The sequence below is a fragment of the Variovorax sp. P4_B11 genome (assembly GCF_056402355.1).
Map to the genome: position 1 here is coordinate 1 of NZ_JBFUHO010000105.1, position 15,853 is coordinate 15,853.

The 15,853-nt window shown below is 65.1% G+C and carries 17 protein-coding genes and 2 pseudogenes; 6 read left to right on the forward strand and 13 right to left on the reverse strand.

Annotation, left to right across the window (positions count from 1 at the left end; all coding sequences use genetic code 11):
• From AC1DYD_RS39670 to AC1DYD_RS39695, 6 genes and pseudogenes are all read left to right on the forward strand, one after another.
• On the forward strand, window positions 1-363 hold a 363-nt coding region (locus AC1DYD_RS39670), incomplete at its 5' end, for a Bug family tripartite tricarboxylate transporter substrate binding protein (RefSeq protein WP_478178209.1).
• 16 nt (window positions 364-379) lie between these two features.
• The gene (locus tag AC1DYD_RS39675) at window positions 380-658 is read left to right on the forward strand and encodes a hypothetical protein (RefSeq protein ID WP_478178210.1); all 279 of its coding nucleotides are present in this window, start codon (window positions 380-382) and stop codon (window positions 656-658) included.
• Between the two features lie 135 nt (window positions 659-793).
• Window positions 794-1,073 (forward strand): annotated as a pseudogene (locus AC1DYD_RS39680) (ISKra4 family transposase); the annotation flags it as partial.
• 51 nt (window positions 1,074-1,124) lie between these two features.
• Window positions 1,125-1,568, forward strand: a pseudogene (locus AC1DYD_RS39685) (DDE-type integrase/transposase/recombinase); the annotation flags it as partial.
• Between the two features lie 17 nt (window positions 1,569-1,585).
• The gene (locus AC1DYD_RS39690; protein WP_478178211.1) at window positions 1,586-1,960 is read left to right on the forward strand and encodes a hypothetical protein; all 375 of its coding nucleotides are present in this window, start codon (window positions 1,586-1,588) and stop codon (window positions 1,958-1,960) included.
• A complete protein-coding gene (locus tag AC1DYD_RS39695) occupies window positions 1,957-2,367 on the forward strand; it encodes a hypothetical protein (protein ID WP_478178212.1) in 411 nt (136 codons plus the stop codon). The genes AC1DYD_RS39690 and AC1DYD_RS39695 overlap by 4 nt, the downstream gene beginning before the upstream one ends.
• A gap of 492 nt (window positions 2,368-2,859) precedes the next feature.
• Here AC1DYD_RS39695 and AC1DYD_RS39700 read toward each other — a convergent pair whose 3' ends face one another.
• From AC1DYD_RS39700 to AC1DYD_RS39760, 13 genes are all read right to left on the reverse strand, one after another.
• Window positions 2,860-3,084 (reverse strand): DUF1330 domain-containing protein, encoded by a 225-nt coding sequence (locus AC1DYD_RS39700; protein ID WP_478178213.1) that lies wholly within the window; start codon window positions 3,082-3,084, stop codon window positions 2,860-2,862.
• A gap of 479 nt (window positions 3,085-3,563) precedes the next feature.
• Entirely contained in the window at window positions 3,564-4,688 is a 1,125-nt protein-coding gene (locus AC1DYD_RS39705) for a substrate-binding domain-containing protein (protein ID WP_478178214.1), read from the reverse strand.
• Between the two features lie 43 nt (window positions 4,689-4,731).
• On the reverse strand, window positions 4,732-5,826 hold the full coding sequence (locus AC1DYD_RS39710; RefSeq protein ID WP_478178215.1) for an ABC transporter permease: 1,095 nt from the start codon (window positions 5,824-5,826) through the stop codon (window positions 4,732-4,734).
• Window positions 5,823-7,394 carry a sugar ABC transporter ATP-binding protein gene (locus AC1DYD_RS39715; RefSeq protein WP_478178216.1) on the reverse strand — a complete coding sequence of 524 codons (1,572 nt, stop codon included), beginning with the start codon at window positions 7,392-7,394 and terminating at the stop codon, window positions 5,823-5,825. Before AC1DYD_RS39715 ends, AC1DYD_RS39710 begins: the two co-directional genes overlap by 4 nt.
• On the reverse strand, window positions 7,376-8,305 hold the full coding sequence (locus AC1DYD_RS39720; RefSeq protein WP_478178217.1) for a YncE family protein: 930 nt from the start codon (window positions 8,303-8,305) through the stop codon (window positions 7,376-7,378). Before AC1DYD_RS39720 ends, AC1DYD_RS39715 begins: the two co-directional genes overlap by 19 nt.
• Entirely contained in the window at window positions 8,302-9,231 is a 930-nt protein-coding gene (locus AC1DYD_RS39725) for an SMP-30/gluconolactonase/LRE family protein (protein ID WP_478178218.1), read from the reverse strand. The genes AC1DYD_RS39720 and AC1DYD_RS39725 overlap by 4 nt, the downstream gene beginning before the upstream one ends.
• On the reverse strand, window positions 9,228-9,872 hold the full coding sequence (locus AC1DYD_RS39730; RefSeq protein ID WP_478178219.1) for a cytochrome b family protein: 645 nt from the start codon (window positions 9,870-9,872) through the stop codon (window positions 9,228-9,230). Before AC1DYD_RS39730 ends, AC1DYD_RS39725 begins: the two co-directional genes overlap by 4 nt.
• 20 nt (window positions 9,873-9,892) lie before the next feature.
• A complete protein-coding gene (locus AC1DYD_RS39735; RefSeq protein WP_478178220.1) occupies window positions 9,893-11,332 on the reverse strand; it encodes an aldehyde dehydrogenase family protein in 1,440 nt (479 codons plus the stop codon).
• A gap of 4 nt (window positions 11,333-11,336) precedes the next feature.
• Window positions 11,337-12,287: an amidohydrolase family protein gene (locus tag AC1DYD_RS39740; protein WP_478178221.1), complete on the reverse strand. Its 951-nt coding sequence runs from the start codon at window positions 12,285-12,287 to the stop codon at window positions 11,337-11,339.
• A gap of 10 nt (window positions 12,288-12,297) precedes the next feature.
• Entirely contained in the window at window positions 12,298-13,593 is a 1,296-nt protein-coding gene (locus AC1DYD_RS39745; protein WP_478178222.1) for an MFS transporter, read from the reverse strand.
• 76 nt (window positions 13,594-13,669) lie between these two features.
• Window positions 13,670-14,602, reverse strand: a complete 933-nt coding sequence (locus AC1DYD_RS39750; RefSeq protein WP_478178223.1) for a YncE family protein — start codon at window positions 14,600-14,602, stop codon at window positions 13,670-13,672.
• Window positions 14,603-14,635: 33 nt separating this feature from the next.
• Window positions 14,636-15,577 (reverse strand): dihydrodipicolinate synthase family protein, encoded by a 942-nt coding sequence (locus AC1DYD_RS39755; RefSeq protein ID WP_478178224.1) that lies wholly within the window; start codon window positions 15,575-15,577, stop codon window positions 14,636-14,638.
• 17 nt (window positions 15,578-15,594) lie between these two features.
• Window positions 15,595-15,853, reverse strand: a 259-nt coding sequence (locus AC1DYD_RS39760; protein ID WP_478178225.1) for an enolase C-terminal domain-like protein, incomplete at its 5' end; no start/stop codon positions are given.

Genomic DNA, 15,853 nt, shown 5'->3' on the forward strand with positions numbered 1-15,853 from the left:
GATCAGATCAGCGCCATCCAGTCGCAGGTGAAGGCTGGCAACGCACGCGCCGTTGCGGTGTCGACCCGGAAGCGGGCAGCGTCCCTGCCGGACGTGCCGACCGCGGAGGAACAAGGGCTCAAGGGCTACGACGCCAATACCAATGGCGGGTTCCTGGCGCCTGCCGGCACGCCCAAAGGGATCGTCACCAAGCTCAATGCCGAGATCAACGCCGCGCTGAAGCTGCCCGATGTGCGGGCCAAGTTGGAGGCCGCCGGCATCGATATCCAGGGCGGAACGCCGCAGGAGTACGCCGCAGTGATCAAGTCCGACCTCGCCAAGTGGGGCAAGGTCGTCAAGGACGCGGGAATCCAGCCGGAGTGAGTCGGCGGCGAGGTTGATGTCCCAGGAAGTGGTGAAAGTCATTTCGCGAATGGTCAGTTTGATATTCACCTTCCCTCCCGACAGGATGCGCAGGTATTGGCCGCGCGCTCACCCACCTTTCGTGCGACAGCTTTGTGGTGCGCAATCGCGCGGCGCGTTCGTGCACCCGCGATCCGAGCACATCCTGGATTGGTTTCATGTCGCCATGCGCATCGAGCAGCTCCTGCAGACAACACGAGGGGTGCAAGGCGCAGAGAAGGGAGAGTTCCTTAAAAACATTGAGCGCTTCAAATGATTCCGGTGGCATGGAAACGTGTTCCGCGCCGGCGAAACCCTGTACAACCTGCTTGAGGACATCGCCGATGTACGCGAGGAGCAGCGCAGGGCGGGCCCGCCGAGTTCGGTCGTGCTCAAGAAACTTGATCGGGCGTTGGATGAATTCGTGACCTACGTCGACAACAATGCCAGCGCCATCGTCAACTACGGGGAGAGGTACCGATGCGGGGAACGGATTTCCACCGGTTTTGTCGAGTCCGCGGTCAACCAGGTGATCGCCAAGCGGTTCGTGAAGAAGCAGCAGATGCGCTGGACGCCGCGCGGAGCGCATCTGCTGCTCCAGGTTCGTACCCAAGTCCTGAATGACGAACTAGTCCTTCGAGAGGTGGTATCCGCACTTCGGCGCTCAGGATCAGGTGCCCCTCACAGCGTAGTGTCGGAGGAAGGGATGCCGCACTGCACACCCCCAAGAAATGGATGGTCTCCAGCATGGTGCCGAGCTCGACATCCTTCTGCAGAATCGCCGCGACAAGACGGCCGCGAAACGCTTCTTCAAGCGCGTGCTAGCGGCTTGCCGGGAGGTTCCCCGCAAGACCGTCACCGACCGACTGCGCAGCTATCCGGCCGCCAAGGCCGAGATCCCACGGCTTGCGAACGTGCGGCACGTGTTCGTGAAGGCCTGTGCCCGCGTGAACAACCGTGCCGAGAACAGCCATCAACCTACCCGTGAGCGCGAACGGCGCATGCGAGGATTTCGCCGGCCTGAGCGCACGCAGTCTTTTCTCTCGAGCTTCGGTCCCATCCGCCAGCACTTTGCGCTCAAGCGTCATCTGTTGCGCCCATCCCTCTATCGCAAGCAACTGGCTGCGCGCTTCGACGCCTGGCGTCTTTTCACGGGCCTCACCCAAAATCCGTCTGCCGCCTTCTGAATCGCAACCTCCTGCCGATGTTGCGACCATTCACCGTCAACGTGAAAACGCTCCAGCAAGACATCGGGAAACTGTACGTCGCCGATCTCCCTGTAGATGAGCTCGCGCAAGCGCCGCGGCTCACCCTCCTCAAGCAGGGCCGTCACGGCAGGCAGATGCAGCATGCCATGGACATCGACTTCAAGCGAACCCTGCTCGCAGGCTTCGCCGACGGCGGCGACGCCCGCACTCAGGTTGTGGAGGAGGGGGTCGACGAGTGCGTCGGCCGTTGCGTGTGCGTCAGCAGAGAGGTTACATTGCAGGCCAAGCTCCCAGAGCATTCTGGATCGAAAAGAGAACGGACTGCTGCGCTGTCTATTCACCTGTCGCCAACTCCAAGCGAAAAGCAATGAAAACACTTCCAACCATCTTCAAGAGCATCTGCGCCATCGCATTAATTGCGATGACGGCCGGCTGCGCAACTGGCCACCCGGACCGTGACAAGATCGCAATCGCGGCGGGCTTCAGGATCGTTAGACCGACCACTCCTGAACAGACCGCGCTCTACGCCAAACTACCCAAAGACACCGTCACGCCCGTCAAGTACAAGGGAGGCCTCTACTACGTGATGCGCGATTCCTCAAATGGAATGGCGCTGGTCGGCAACTCGGCCCAGTACTCGGTCTACCAAGAAATGCGATATCAACAACGCATGAACAGCGAGGATCTGCGAGATGCTCAGATCGACGAGATGAATAACGTGGATTGGGGTACGTGGGGCGGTGGCGGCGCGGCCTTTGTCGGCGGTTTCGCCCGTTGAGCGAGCGATCGGCGATTGGCTTTTTCGACAATCGTTAGCTCGATCCCATCGAGCTGCTTCTGGCTGCCTCCGCCGCTAGCGCCATGAACGCAGAGCGGCAACGCAGCCGTTCGCAGGCAAAAGTCGCGAAAAAATTATGCAGCCACAATTATGTAAAACGTTGGGGACACCGGCGCTGCCGCGCGGGGAGGGCAGTCAGCCATTCGATCAGAGCGATATGAGCATGTCCTGTGCAGCGATTGCCGTGTCCCCCGGTCGGCGCTTCAATTCCAGCTACGAGGACGCCAATTGCGGTCATCCCTGTGCTGAAGAAGCCATTGCCTCGACGACCGGTTGAATCCGGATCCCAATGTTGAGTCTCGAGCCAACGGCCGATCGCTCGGGCCCGGCCGACGCGAGTCAATCCACTGCGACTTTTGTCTCCAGGCGGTGAGCCATCGGGCATGCGATACACGGCACCGGCCTTGGCAACCCGTCGTCAAGCTGTCAACTTCACCGACTGTCGAAGCCCGGAACGTATCCAACATGGAGATTGCCCGCAGTCAGGCGGATCTTCCGTGCTTCCGTGTACTCGCTCGAGTTCCAGAAGCGAAGAAGCTGCGTCTCATCCCAAAACTGGATGACAGTCATGGTCGCCCAAGCTGCATCGATGGTGTACGCCTTTGCGGTCGGCCCAGCGGTGCCGCCCAGCGTCAAGACCTTGAGCGACTTCGTCACCTGGGTCAAGCTCGACCCGGCAAACTTGAAGTACGGAAGCGGGGGCGCTGGATCCGGTCTCCATTTCGTCGGCGTGCAGCTCGGCAAGGTGCTTGGGCTCCCCTCGAGCACGTCCCGTTCCAGGGCTCTGCGCCACTCAATCAGGCGCCGATGGGCGGCCATATCCCGCTGTCCGTCGACCTGCTCCCGGGCGTCTTGCCGAGCGTGACTGCCGGACGCATGCGATTGCATGCCACCACGGGAACGCAACGCTCCGTGGCCGGCGTACCTACGATGATCGCCTGATGACCCCTCGCAGGGTCGAGTTCGCAAGTTGGACGTGCAGCGGTACCATGACTGCATTGTGGCCGACCGACTATCGCGACAGAGCCGTGGCTCACTCGTCTGCATGAACGCAGGGCCTCAAATGCTCTCGCTCCAAGTCACCAAGGCAGCGCCATTGCGAACACCTGAGATGGCTGTTGCGCAATTTCGCCGAGTCACTTGCCCCAGATCTTCCGGTAGGCGTCGCGGTAGCCGTTGTCCGGGTCGAAGCCGTTCTTCGGACCGCCGTCGGACTTGATGTTGTCGGCCGTCACCAAGTGCACCGGCGTCGAGTAGCCGCTGGGCGGCTGGCTGTTGAGCGCGCGATTGACTTCATCGACCATCTGCCAGCCATGGAGATTGAGCGGCTCGGGCACGGTGCCGGCCTGGAAGCGCTGGTTGCGGATGCGCTGGTAAGCAGACTCCGATCCATCGCCGCCCGAGAGATTCTGGAGCGCCTTCGCACTGCCGCCGGCCGACTGCAGGGTAGGCCCCATGAAGTCGAAGTAGAGATCGTTGATGCCGAGCGAATAGGTCCACTTGGCGCCGTGGCGCTGGATCAGCGAGGTCGTCAGCTGCGGCATGCGGGTTGAGGTGTCGGCCAGCGGCGTGTCCTCGACGCCAAGCAGTGTGCAGCCGCCGCACTTCCTGATGACGTCCGCCATCGCGTTGGACTTGGCAATCGCGACAGCGTAGGCCGAGTCCGTGAACACCACCACGCCCGCCTTGCCGTCCGACTTCGCGACCGCATAAAGCGCCGCGATCTCCGCGACGTCCTGCGCACTCGTCGTCACGTTGAAGAACATGCCGTCGACCGCCCCGGCTTCCTTCGCGGCATGCCAGCCAACCACGGGAATCTTGCTCTCGGCGGCTTTCTTCACATTGGTGGCCTGCTCCTTGGCGTCGAAGCCGCCAAGCAGGATGCCGACCGGCTTGAGCGCCATCGCCTGGTTGAAGGCAGCGGTGCGGCCCTGCACGGTGCCCTGGCCGTCGAGCACGCGAACCTTCCATCCGATGGCCTGGGCGGCCTCCTCCACGCCCTTGGAGACACCGAGCACGCCGCCGTTGCGCATGTCGGAGGCGACGAACACGATGGTCTTGTCGGCCGCGGCCCTGGGGCCGATGGTCGGCCCGTCCCACTTGTTCTTCGGTGCCGTCGCGGCGGCGACCTTCTGCTTGGCCAAGTCGAGGAAGTCGTCGGCCGTCGCGTGGCCTGCGAGGCTCGCAAGGCTCGCGGCCAGTGCGCCGGCGAGCGCCGTGCGGCGGGCTCGGCGCATCGCTGCATGGAAGGATGTATTCATGGTTGTCTCCTGGTTGTGGTTGGGGGTTGTGGGAAAACGGAACTCAAGACTCCAGCGGCAGCTTCGGCGCGCAGCCCGGATGCGATGCAATCTGCTGCTCGGCGATGCGGCGCTTGATCGAATGGCCGCGCTTGCGCTGCGCATAGCCGGCGATGCCGATCGACACCAGCAGCGTGACACCGTTGAACAGCGGCTCGACGAAGAACGCGCCGCCGAACTGCTGGATGCCCGAGATGCCCACCGCAAGGATCGCCACGCCGACCAGCGTGCCCCAGACGTTCACGCGGCCGGGCCGGATGGTGGTGGAGCCGAGGAAGGCGCCCACCAGCGCCGGCAGCAGGAATTCGAGCCCGACGCCGGCCTGGCCGATCTGCAGCCGCGACGCCAGCACGACGCCGGCGAAGGCCGACAAGGTGCCCGAGGCGACGAAGGCACCCATCACGCATTTCTGCAGCGGGATGCCGTTGAGCACGGCCGCCTTGGGGTTGGAGCCGATCACGTAGAGCGCACGCCCGATCGGCGTGTGCTCGCTCACCAGCCAGAGCACGACGGCCACGGCCAGCACATAGAACGCCGTCACCGGCAGGCCGAGCAACTCCGCGCCGGCGATGTTGATGAAGCCGTCCGGCAGGCTGCCGATCACCTGCCGCCCGCCGCTGTGCCACAGCGCGATGGCATACAGCACGGTGCCGGTGCCCAGCGTGGCGATGAACGAATCGATCTGCGCCTGCTCCACCAGCACGCCATTGAGAACGCCGAACAGCGCGCCGCACAGCAGCACCACGGCAACGGCCGCAGGCCAGGGCAGTCCGAAATGGGTCTGCAGGCTGATCGCGAGGATGTGCCACAGCACGATGCCGTAGCCGACCGTGAGGTCGATCTTGCCGGTCATCATCGGGATGGTGGCCGCCAGCGCGAGCAGCGCGATCACCGACTTGTCGCTGAGGATCGAGCGCAGGTTGAACAGCGTGGGAAAGCTCTGCGGCAGCAGGAGGGAGAACAGCACGATCAGCCCGAGCGTCAGCACCGGCAGGCCGTACACCGGCGCCTGCCGCCCGATGCGTCCCAGCAGGCCTGAAACCCTGGCGTCGAAGGACGGATCGGGTTCGAGCGCCGTGGCCTTGATGGAAGTGGTCATGATGCGATTGCCTCTTGTGTTGTGGAGTTCTCGGTTCGTGTTGCCGGGTCGTCGCCGCCCGCAGCGGCGACCAGCAGTCCCGCGACGGTGAGCGCGGCACCGTCCAGTTCGCATGCCACCGTGCCGCCGCGAAACACCATCGCGCGTGTGCACACGTTGGCGACTTCCTCGAAGTCGGTGGAAATCACCAGCACGCAGACGCCGGCGTCGGCCTGCTGGCGCAGGATCTCGTAGATCTGCCGCTTGGCGCCGACGTCGACGCCCGCGGTGGGCTCTTCCAGGATGAGCAGCGGCAGCTTCAGGTTCATCCACCGCGCCAACACCACCTTCTGCTGGTTGCCGCCGCTGAGGTTCTGCACCTCGGCCTGCGGCGCCGGCGGATTGACGTCGAACTGCCGGATCAGGCGCTGCGCCTCGCTCGACTCGTCGTGCGGAGCCAGGCGCGTCATCAGGGTGCCGAGCGTCAGCGCGGGATTGGGGAACAGGTTCTCTTGCACGCTGAGGCTGCCACCGAGGTTCTCCTCGAGCCGGTCGGCCGCCACCAGCCCGATGCCCAGCCGGATCGCCTGTGCAGGATTGCGCGGTGCCACCACTTGGCCATCGAGCAGGATGCAGCCGCGCTCCAGGCCGGACAGCCCGAACAGCAGGCGGCCGATCGCCTCGTGCCCGGCGCCGCGCAGCCCGATCAGGCCCAGCACCTCACCGCGGCGCGCCTTCAACGTGACCGGGCCGGCATTGGCCGAGTACACCGCGTCGAGCGCCAGCACGGTCTCGGTGCCGTCGCCGCGGGCCTTGGGCAGCGATACGTCGAACTTGCTGCCGACGATCAGCTCAACCAGTTCCGCGGCGCTCGCCTGCGCCGTGATGCGGGTGCCGACCAGCTTGCCGTCGCGCATGACCGCGGCCCGGTCGGAGATGTCCAGGATCTCGTCGAGCCGGTGCGAGACGTAGATCATTGCCACGCCGCGCTCGCGCAACTGCCGCAGCAGCGCAAACATGCGCTGCACGTCGGCCATCGGCAGGCTGGCGGTGGGCTCGTCGAGCACCAGCACCCGGGCGTCGGCATCGAGCGCGCGGCCGATCGCGAGCAGCGACTTCTCGGCGCGCGTGAGCGTGAAGACGCGTCGCCGCGGATCGATGTCGCACCCGACATGCCCGAGGACGCGGCGTGCGTTGCGCTCGACCTGCTTCCAGTCGATCAGACCGAGCCGGCGCGGAAAGCCCATGCCGAGCGCCACGTTCTCGGCCACCGTCATCCATTCGACGAGCCCGAGGTCCTGGTGGATGAAGGCCATGCCTTGCTGCTCGCGCGGCGCGGCACGCCACTCGGCCTCGGGGCGCTCGTGAAGCGCGACGCTGCCGCTGTCCTGGCTGTAGACGCCTGCCAAGATCTTGATCAGGGTCGACTTGCCGGCGCCGTTCTCGCCCAGCAGCGCAAGGATCTCGCCGGCATGCAGGTCGAACGAGACGTCGTCGACGGCCTGGGTGCCGCCGAAGCGCTTGCTGAGCGCCTCGATGCGCAGCACGCGGGTCGTGGCCGTCATGCCGTTCACAACAGCACCGCGCATGACACATCCGGCTCGCGCTGGGTTCCGATGAAGCGTTCGAAGGCCAGCGTCTCCATGTTGAAGTAGCCGAGCTGGTCGTTGTCCTGGCTCACGAAGGCGAGCGGCCGGGTGGGATGGAAGCTCGAGGCGATCGGGCGTGCCTCCATCGGGATCCGCGCCAGTTCCCTCAGGCTCGCCGGATCGACCACCGACAGGCTGCGCTCGCCGTAGTTGGTGACGACCAGCCGCCCATCGCGGTAGAGATAGAGCCGCGTCGCGTCCTCGCGCGAGGGCGCTTCGCGCAGCACCTTCATGGTGGCGGTGTCGATCGCCGCGAGGGTGTTGCTCCAGCGGTTGGTGACATAGAGCGTCTTCTCGTCGGCCGACAGCGCATAGCCCTCGGGCTTCTCGCCCGGCGAGCAGGGCACCGGCGCCACCGTGGCGTCGTGCGGGCGGACCTTGGTCACGGTATGCGAGAGCAGGTTCATCACGTAGGCCGTCTGCCCGTCGCAGGTGAGCGCGAACAGATGGCTCTTGATGCCGCCGGTGGGCACGGCGCGCCGCGGCGCGGTGTCGGTCTCGGGGCGGTCGAGCACCACCAGCTGCGCTCGGTCCTCGCTCAGCGCGTAGAGGCGGCCTTGCTCGTCCATCTGCATGCCGTGCAGCCGGTTGAAAGGGGCGATGTCGATGGTGCGCGCGAGCCTGCGCGCCGCGATGTCGATCTGGAAGATGCGCGTGCCGCCGCGGCCCAGGTGGCCCGAGGTCTCGACGCCGTAGTGGCCGACGTAGGCGAAACGCTTCGCCGCGTCCACCACGAACTCATGCGGGAATTCCTCGAGGGCGATGCTGTGCAGCCGCTCGCCGCTCCCGATGTCGTAGTAGCTGAAGTAGTGGCTGCACTTTTCCACCAGGAGCAGGATTTCTTGTGTCATGGACGCTGGATTCCTTCCGTACGAAGAACGATTCGATAGAGCGAACTGCTCGCCGCAATGTAGAGCTGGTCGCGTCGCACGCCGCCGAAGCAGAGGTTGCCCACCTTCTCCGGCACGTGGATCTTGCCGAGCAGGCTGCCGCCAGGGTGGTAGACCTGCACGCTATCGAGGCTGCTGGTGTAGATCCAGCCCTGGGCATCGAGGCGGAAGCCGTCGGGCAGGCCGGGATTCACCTCGGCGAATACGCGCCCGTTGGCGAGGGCATCGCCGCGCACGTCGAACACCATCAGGTGGTGGCGCCCGCTGCCGTCGACGCGCATCGCGGCCGAGGTGTCGCTCACGTAGAGCCGCGATTCGTCGGGCGAGAAGGCGAGGCCGTTGGGCTCCTGCACGGCATCGGTCATGGCGTCGAGGCGGCCGTTTGCCGGATCGAAGCGGAACACGAAGTTGGCGGGCTGCTCGCGCTCGGCGCGGTGGCCCTCGCGATCGCTGGCAATGCCGTAGGGCGGGTCGGTGAACCAGATCGTGCCGTCGCGCTTCACGACGAGGTCGTTGGGCGAGTTGAGGCGCTTGCCGAGGTAGCGGTCGACCACGATCTCGTGGGGCGCATCGGCGCGTACGCCGCCGCCCGAGACGCGCGTGCGGACGATGGCACGCAGCCCGTGCGAACAGTGGAGCAGATCGCCGTTGACATCGCGCGTGTGGCCGTTGGTGAATTCGACACCGGTGCGCCATGCCCGCATGCCATCCGCTGCGGACCAGCGCAGCATCCGGTTGTTGGGAATGTCGCTCCACAGCACGCTGTTGTCCTCGTGCATCCAGACTGGGCCTTCGCTCCAGGCGGCCCCGGTGCACAGTTTCTCGAGCCGGGCGTCCTCGACGACGGGGCGCAGGCGTGCGTCGAAGATATCGATGCATGTGCTCACGCGCGTCCTCCCTTGGCCGCACCGGCAGCCGCGGCCTTGCCGATCCAGCCGCCGCTTCGCAGCAGCGATTCGAGCGGAGACACCGTGGAAGCAAGGGCCTCACGCGCCGTTCGCTTGCCGGCCAGAACGTCGGGCAGGGCCTGCCCGATGATGTCTTTGCTCATCTCGTCCCATTCGGGGATCAGTTGGACGTCGGTGGGGCCGCCCTTGCCACCGCGCAGCAGGCCACCGGCCACCTGCGCCCAGCCCGCGATGCACAGGCTCCAGCCGAGCCAGGCGTGCACCCGGGCCGGGGTGTCGCGTCCGCTGCCGAGCCCCCACGCAAGCCCCAGTCCGAAGGTCATGGCCAGTACTCCGACGTACTGCAACCCGCGATGCGCGTGCCACCATGCCTTGTTGTCGAGCTGCCGCGGCCAGTCCTGGCCCGGCATGATCTTAAAAAAGCGCGCCGCCAGTGCGCCCAGCGGCAGCAGGAGGCCCCAGCCGAGCACCATCAGCCGCGCGTGCCAGGCTGTGCGGCCGGCGATGTGGTGTTCGCCGGCGCCGGAGAGCGGGGCCAACAGCCAGTTCCATGGCTGCGCCAGCGCCGCATGGGCGAGCGCCGGCACGGCCAGCAGACCCATGAGAGCAATGAGACACATGGAACGGCGCGACATGACTTTCAGCCGGCCGCCGTGTACGCCGTCTTCACCACCGTGAAGAACTCCTGCGCATAGCGTCCCTGCTCCCGCGGCCCATAGCTCGACCCCTTGCGCCCGCCGAAGGGCACGTGGTAGTCCACCCCCGCCGTCGGCAGGTTCACCATCACCATGCCGGCCTGGCTGTGACGCTTGAAGTGCGTCGCGTACTTCAGGCTGGTCGTCGCGATGCCGGCCGACAGTCCGAAGGCGGTGTCGTTTGCCGTCGCGAGCGCCTCCTCGTAGTTCTTCACCCGGATCACACTGGCCACCGGACCGAAGATCTCTTCCTTGTTGATGCGCATCGACGCCACCGATTCGCTGAACAGCGCCGGCGACATGTAGAAGCCTTCGGTGTCCAGCTTCAGGCGCTGGCCACCGGCGGCAAGCGTGGCGCCTTCGCTCTTGCCGATCTCGATGTAGCTCAGGTCCTGCTCGAGTTGGCTCTGGCTGGACACCGGGCCAATGTCGGTGCCTTGCGCGAGCGCATCGCCCACCTTGATCTTCTCCATGCGCGCCTTCATCGCCTCGATGAACTTGGGATAGATGCCTTCGGTCACGATCAGGCGGCTCGACGCTGTGCAACGCTGGCCGGTGGAATAGAAGGCGCTCTGCACGCTGAGTTCCACCACCTGCGCCAAGTCGGCATCGTCCAGCACGACCTGCGGGTTCTTGCCGCCCATCTCCAATTGGACCTTCTTGTGCTTCGTCGCGCACTGCACGGCAATGTGGCGGCCCACGCCGACCGAGCCGGTGAAGCTGATGGCGTGGATGCCCGGGTGGTTGACCAGCGCATCGCCGATGACGCTGCCGCGACCCATCACCAGATTGAATACACCCGCCGGGATGCCCGAGCGGCTGATGATTTCCGCCAACGCCCACGCGCAGCCCGGCACCAAATCAGCAGGCTTGAGCACCACGCAGTTGCCGAAGGCCAGCGCCGGGGCGATCTTCCATGCGGGGATCGCGATGGGGAAGTTCCAGGGGGTGACGAGCCCGACGACGCCTACCGGCTCGCGCGTGATCTCGATGCCGATGCCGGGGCGCACCGAAGGAATGACTTCGCCCGACAGGCGCAGGCATTCGCCGGCGAAGAACTTGAAGATCTGGCCGGCGCGGGTGGCTTCGCCGATGCCTTCGGCCTTGGTCTTGCCTTCTTCGCGGGCCAGCAGCGTGCCGAGTTCTTCCTTGCGCGCAAGGATCTCGTTGCCGATCTTGTCCAGCGCTTCAGAGCGCGCCTGGATGCCGCCGGTGGACCAGGCCGGGAAGGCTGCGGTCGCTGCCGCTACCGCAGCGTCGACGTGGGTCGCGTCGCCTTGCGCGTACTCGGCGATGATGTCGCCGAGGTTCGAGGGGTTCAGGTTCGGGCTGTAGCTGCTGCCCTTGAGCCACTCGCCGCCGATGAGGTTGTCGAAGAGTTTCATGCGTTCAGCTCCGAAGTTTGGATTGATTGATGCGGTAGAAGCGCAGGGCATTGCCGCCCATGACGGCCTTCTGCTGGTCGGATGTGAGGCCATCGAGCATTCGCCAGACGCCTTGCACTAGTTGTCGAAAGCCGATGCGCAAGCCCGCCACTGGGAAATTGCTAGCGAACATGCAGCGTTCCCAGCCGAAGATGGCCAGCGTGTCGAGCGCGATGCGCGCGTTGCCGAGCCAATCCCAGGGCTGGTCGCGCAGGCCGAACTCGGAGAGCTTCACATGCACGTTCGACTGTCGCGCAAGGATTTCCATCCAGCCACGCCAGCGTCGCAGGCCTTCCTCGCTGCGGTCCCACGCCAACCCGTGGTGATTGAGGACCATCGGCACGCGTGGGAACATGGCAGCAACCCGTGCCGCTTCGGGCAGGTGCCACGCGGGCACGCGCATGTCCCAACTCAGTCCGTGCTTTTCCAGCAGCGAGAAGCCGCGCAACCAGGCCTCGTCCTGCATGCTGCCGGGCTGTCCCTCCATGCATTGCTGCGGCGTGGCGGACGTCACTGGCTTGCTGCGAATACCGCGCACCAGTGGATAGCGCAGATGATCAAGCAGACATTGTTCCGTATCCGGGCGGTCGAGCCAGGCGTGTGCGACCACGGCATTGGGAAGGCCGTGCAGCCTGTTCATCTCGTGCAGCCATGCGGTCTCGGCCACCTGCTCGTCGCGGGCCCGCTCGGCCTCGATGTGGACCGTGGCTGTCACACGACAGCCTCGCGCAGCGACCCTGTAGTCGTTGGGAAGAAAGTCATGGCAAATCGGCATGTAGTCGCCCAAAAAGAAGGCGCCAGGGTCGTAGTCTTCCTGCAGCCATGGGTAGCGGCCACGCGCGAGATCCCAAAGGTGATGGTGGGCGTCCACGACCTCAATCAGACCTTCCTCAGGAACTAGGGTCGAACCCTTCATGGATTCAGCCTCAGTGCTCACACCGCGCCGGCAACGTGAGCGCGATCAGCGCCGCAATCACCAGCGATCCAGCTAGGCAATAGACGCCCACGTTGGCGTCGTACTGTTGGATCAGCACTCCGACCGCATACGGGCCGCAGAAACCGCCGAGGTTGCCCAGCGCGTTGATCAGGCCGCGCGCGCTGCCTGCAGTTTCGGGGCTGCACAACTTCGGCGGGATGGTCCAGAACACGCCTGCTGCGGATTGGAGGAAGAAGCCGCTGCCGATCAGGAAGATGTAGGACCACGCGACGGACGCCTGCAAATTCACCGACAGGAACAGGCAAAGGGCGAAACCCAAGAGCGGACCGACGACAAAGTTGCGACGCTTGCCGGTGCGGTCGGACAAGTAGGAGATCGCCCACATACCGATCATGGTTCCGATGTAGGGGAAGATGGCCAGGATGCCCACCTGACCCATGCTGCCGTGTGTCAGATTCTTCAGGATCGTGGGCAGCCACAGCGTGTAGCCGTAGATTCCGATCTGATAGAAAAAATTCAGCCCGATCAGACGCCAGATGGCGGTATCACGCAGCACCGCGCCGAACGATGCCGAGATCACTTGCTTGCCCGCCGCTGCCCGCCGTTCCGCCTGCAGCGCCGACAGGATGTAGTGCTTCTCCTGAGGTGACAGCCACGTCGCTTTTTCCGGATTGTCGCTGGCGAAGGGGATCCAGATCAGCAGAAAAAGGACGGACAGGGCTCCGGTGATGAGGAACAGGTATCGCCAGTCCAGCGCCGAGAGAATGGCGCCTGACAGAGGCGCGGTGATCATTCCGGCCAGTGGCACGAACATGATGACCATCGCGTTCGCTCGCCCGCGCTCCCTGTCCGGGAACCAGTTTCCGACCATCGTCAGCACGACCGGCAGCATTCCGCCCTCAGCCACGCCGAGTAGAAAGCGCAACGTCAGCAATTGCCAGGTCTGGGTCACGAGGCCGGTCAATATTGAGATCACGGCCCAACTCACCAGCGACCAGGCGATGAACTTCTTGCCGCTGCCCAGCGCTGCGAGGCGCCCGCCGGGAATCTGAAGGAACAGGTAGCCGATGAAGAAGATCCCTCCGGCAAGACCCGCCATGCTCGCGGACATTCCGAGCGCGTCGCTCAGGCCGCCGGGCATCGCGAACGCGATGTTGACCCGGTCCATGTACGAGATGATGCAGGCCAGAATGATGGGTGGGATGATTCGCAGCCAGCGCTTCTGCGGGATTGGCGCGACGGTCTCGAAGGTGGACGCGGACGCGGCGGGGTTCAGAATGTTCATGATGTCTCCGGTTTGTCGTTTTCTTTGGAAGCGCGCCGTGCGTGCGCGGCCGCTTCGGACGGGCGCAGCGTGGGACTCAGGCGCCCAGTACCACCAGGCCGTCGGGCTCCTTGCCTGTGTGGAAGGCATGCGTCAGCACGAGAGTTCGCAGATCCAGCTTGGCGACCGTGTTGTTGCTCAGCGGGATGTAGGCCATCGGCGCGGACGGGTCGAAAGCTAGTGCAATCGGCTTGTGCACCGTAGGCACGCGCTGCAGTTCCGTGAGCGTCGCGGCGTCGTAGATGCCGATGCTGCGCTCCCCGTAGTTGGTGACGAAGAGACGGTTGTCGCGCGACAGATAGATGCGTGTTGGGTCTTCGCCTGTCGCGACGGTGGTCAGTACCCGCATGCTGATGGCGTCCAGCATCGACAAGGTTGCGTCGTCGCGGCTCGCAACGTAGAGGATGGACTCGTCGCGACTCAGGCAGCATCCTTCTGGTCGACCGCCGACCCGAGCCACCACGGGTGCCCGGGAAGCATCGTGGGGATGCACCAGAGTGACCGTGTGCGACTGCAGGTTCGTGATGTAGGCCTTATCACCGTCACGACGAATCACGAACAAGTGGCTCTTGACGCCCCCCGCCGGGACGGCACGTGCGGGGCGCTGATGTCCCCCGGGCTCGTCGAACACCAGAAGCATGTTGTCGTGCTCGCTCAGGGCGTAGACACGGTCCTGCCGGTCTATCTGCAGACCGTGTATTCGGCGGTAAGGAGTGCAGTCCAGCGACGCCACGTGCGCGCCGCGTGCGATGTCGACCACAAAGACCTGATGTCCACCGGCTCCCTCATGGGCGAAGGTCCGCACGCCGTAGTGGCCTATGTAGGCGAATGCGCCGCCAGAATCCACGACGAATTCATGGGGGTACTCCGGCAGTTGCGCGCGGAAGGCCAGCGCCCCGTTGTGGAGGTGGTAGCCACTGAAACTGTGGTCGAATTTCTCGACCAGCAGGGCCTTGGCGGACGATGGCATGAGAATTCTCTGCATATGGAATGCCGCCGCGCGCTAGCGCGCCCAGCGCAGGACGAGCGCGTCGAGGCGTGTGGCAGTCTCGATCAATAGCGCCCGGGCAGCTGGATGGATCGGCGCAAACGGATGGCGCGGCGCCTCGCACGCGATCACGCCACCTTCCTTCATCAGCGACTTGGCCGCGAGCGGGCCGCACTGCCGGTTCTCGATGTTGATGAGCGGCAGCCAGCGCTCGTAGGCGGCGATGGCTTCGTCGCGCCGTCCTGCGCGCCAGGCGTCCAGGATCGGGCGGATGCCGTCCGGAAAGCCGCCGCCGGTCATGGCGCCGGTGGCGCCGGCGTCCAGGTCGGGCAGCAACGTGATCGCCTCTTCGCCGTCCCAGGGGCCTTCGATGGCATCGCCGCCGAGGCGGATCAGCTCGCGCAGCTTGGCGGCCGCGCCGGCGGTCTCGATCTTGAAGTAGGCGACATGCTCGATCTCCCGCGCCATTCGGGCCAGCAGGGCCGGCGACAACGGCGTACCGGCGGCCGGTGCATCCTGGATCATGATCGGTATGCCCACGCCGTCCGACAGCCGCGCGTAGAACTCGACGATCTGCGGCTCGGGCACACGAAAGGTCGCGCCGTGGTAGGGCGGCATCACCATCAGCATCGCGGCGCCCATCGCCTGGGCGCGGCGGCTGCGCTCCAGGCACACTTGCGTGCTGAAGTGCGTCGTGGTCACGATCACCGGCACCCGGCCCGCCACGTGTTCGAGGATGGTGCGCGTCAGCACCTCGCGCTCGTCGTCGGCCAGCAGGAACTGCTCCGAGAAATTCGCCAGGATGCACAACCCGTCGGAGCCCGCGTCGATCATGAAATCGACACAGCGCTTCTGGCTTGCGAGGTCGAGCGCGCCCGACTCGGTGAATGGCGTGGGCACGACCGGGAAGAGGCCCTGGTAGCGCGGCAGTGTGCGGATGGCGGCAGTGGGTGTCATGACTCGGCTGCTGTGGATCACTCGACGATGTCGAACTGGTCGAGGTACTCGGTCTTCAGCGTCAGGCCGAGGCCCGGCTTGTCGTCGTCGAGCTGCAGGAAGCCGTTGTCGGCCACCGGCTCGCCGTCGAAGATGTAATAGAACAGCTCGTTGCCGACCTCGACCTCGTGCATCGGGAAGTACTCGCTCATCGGCGAAGCCAGCGTGCTCATCGTCAGGTGGTAGTTGTGCATCTGGCCCGCATGCGGGATCACCGGCACGCTCCAGGCCTCGCAC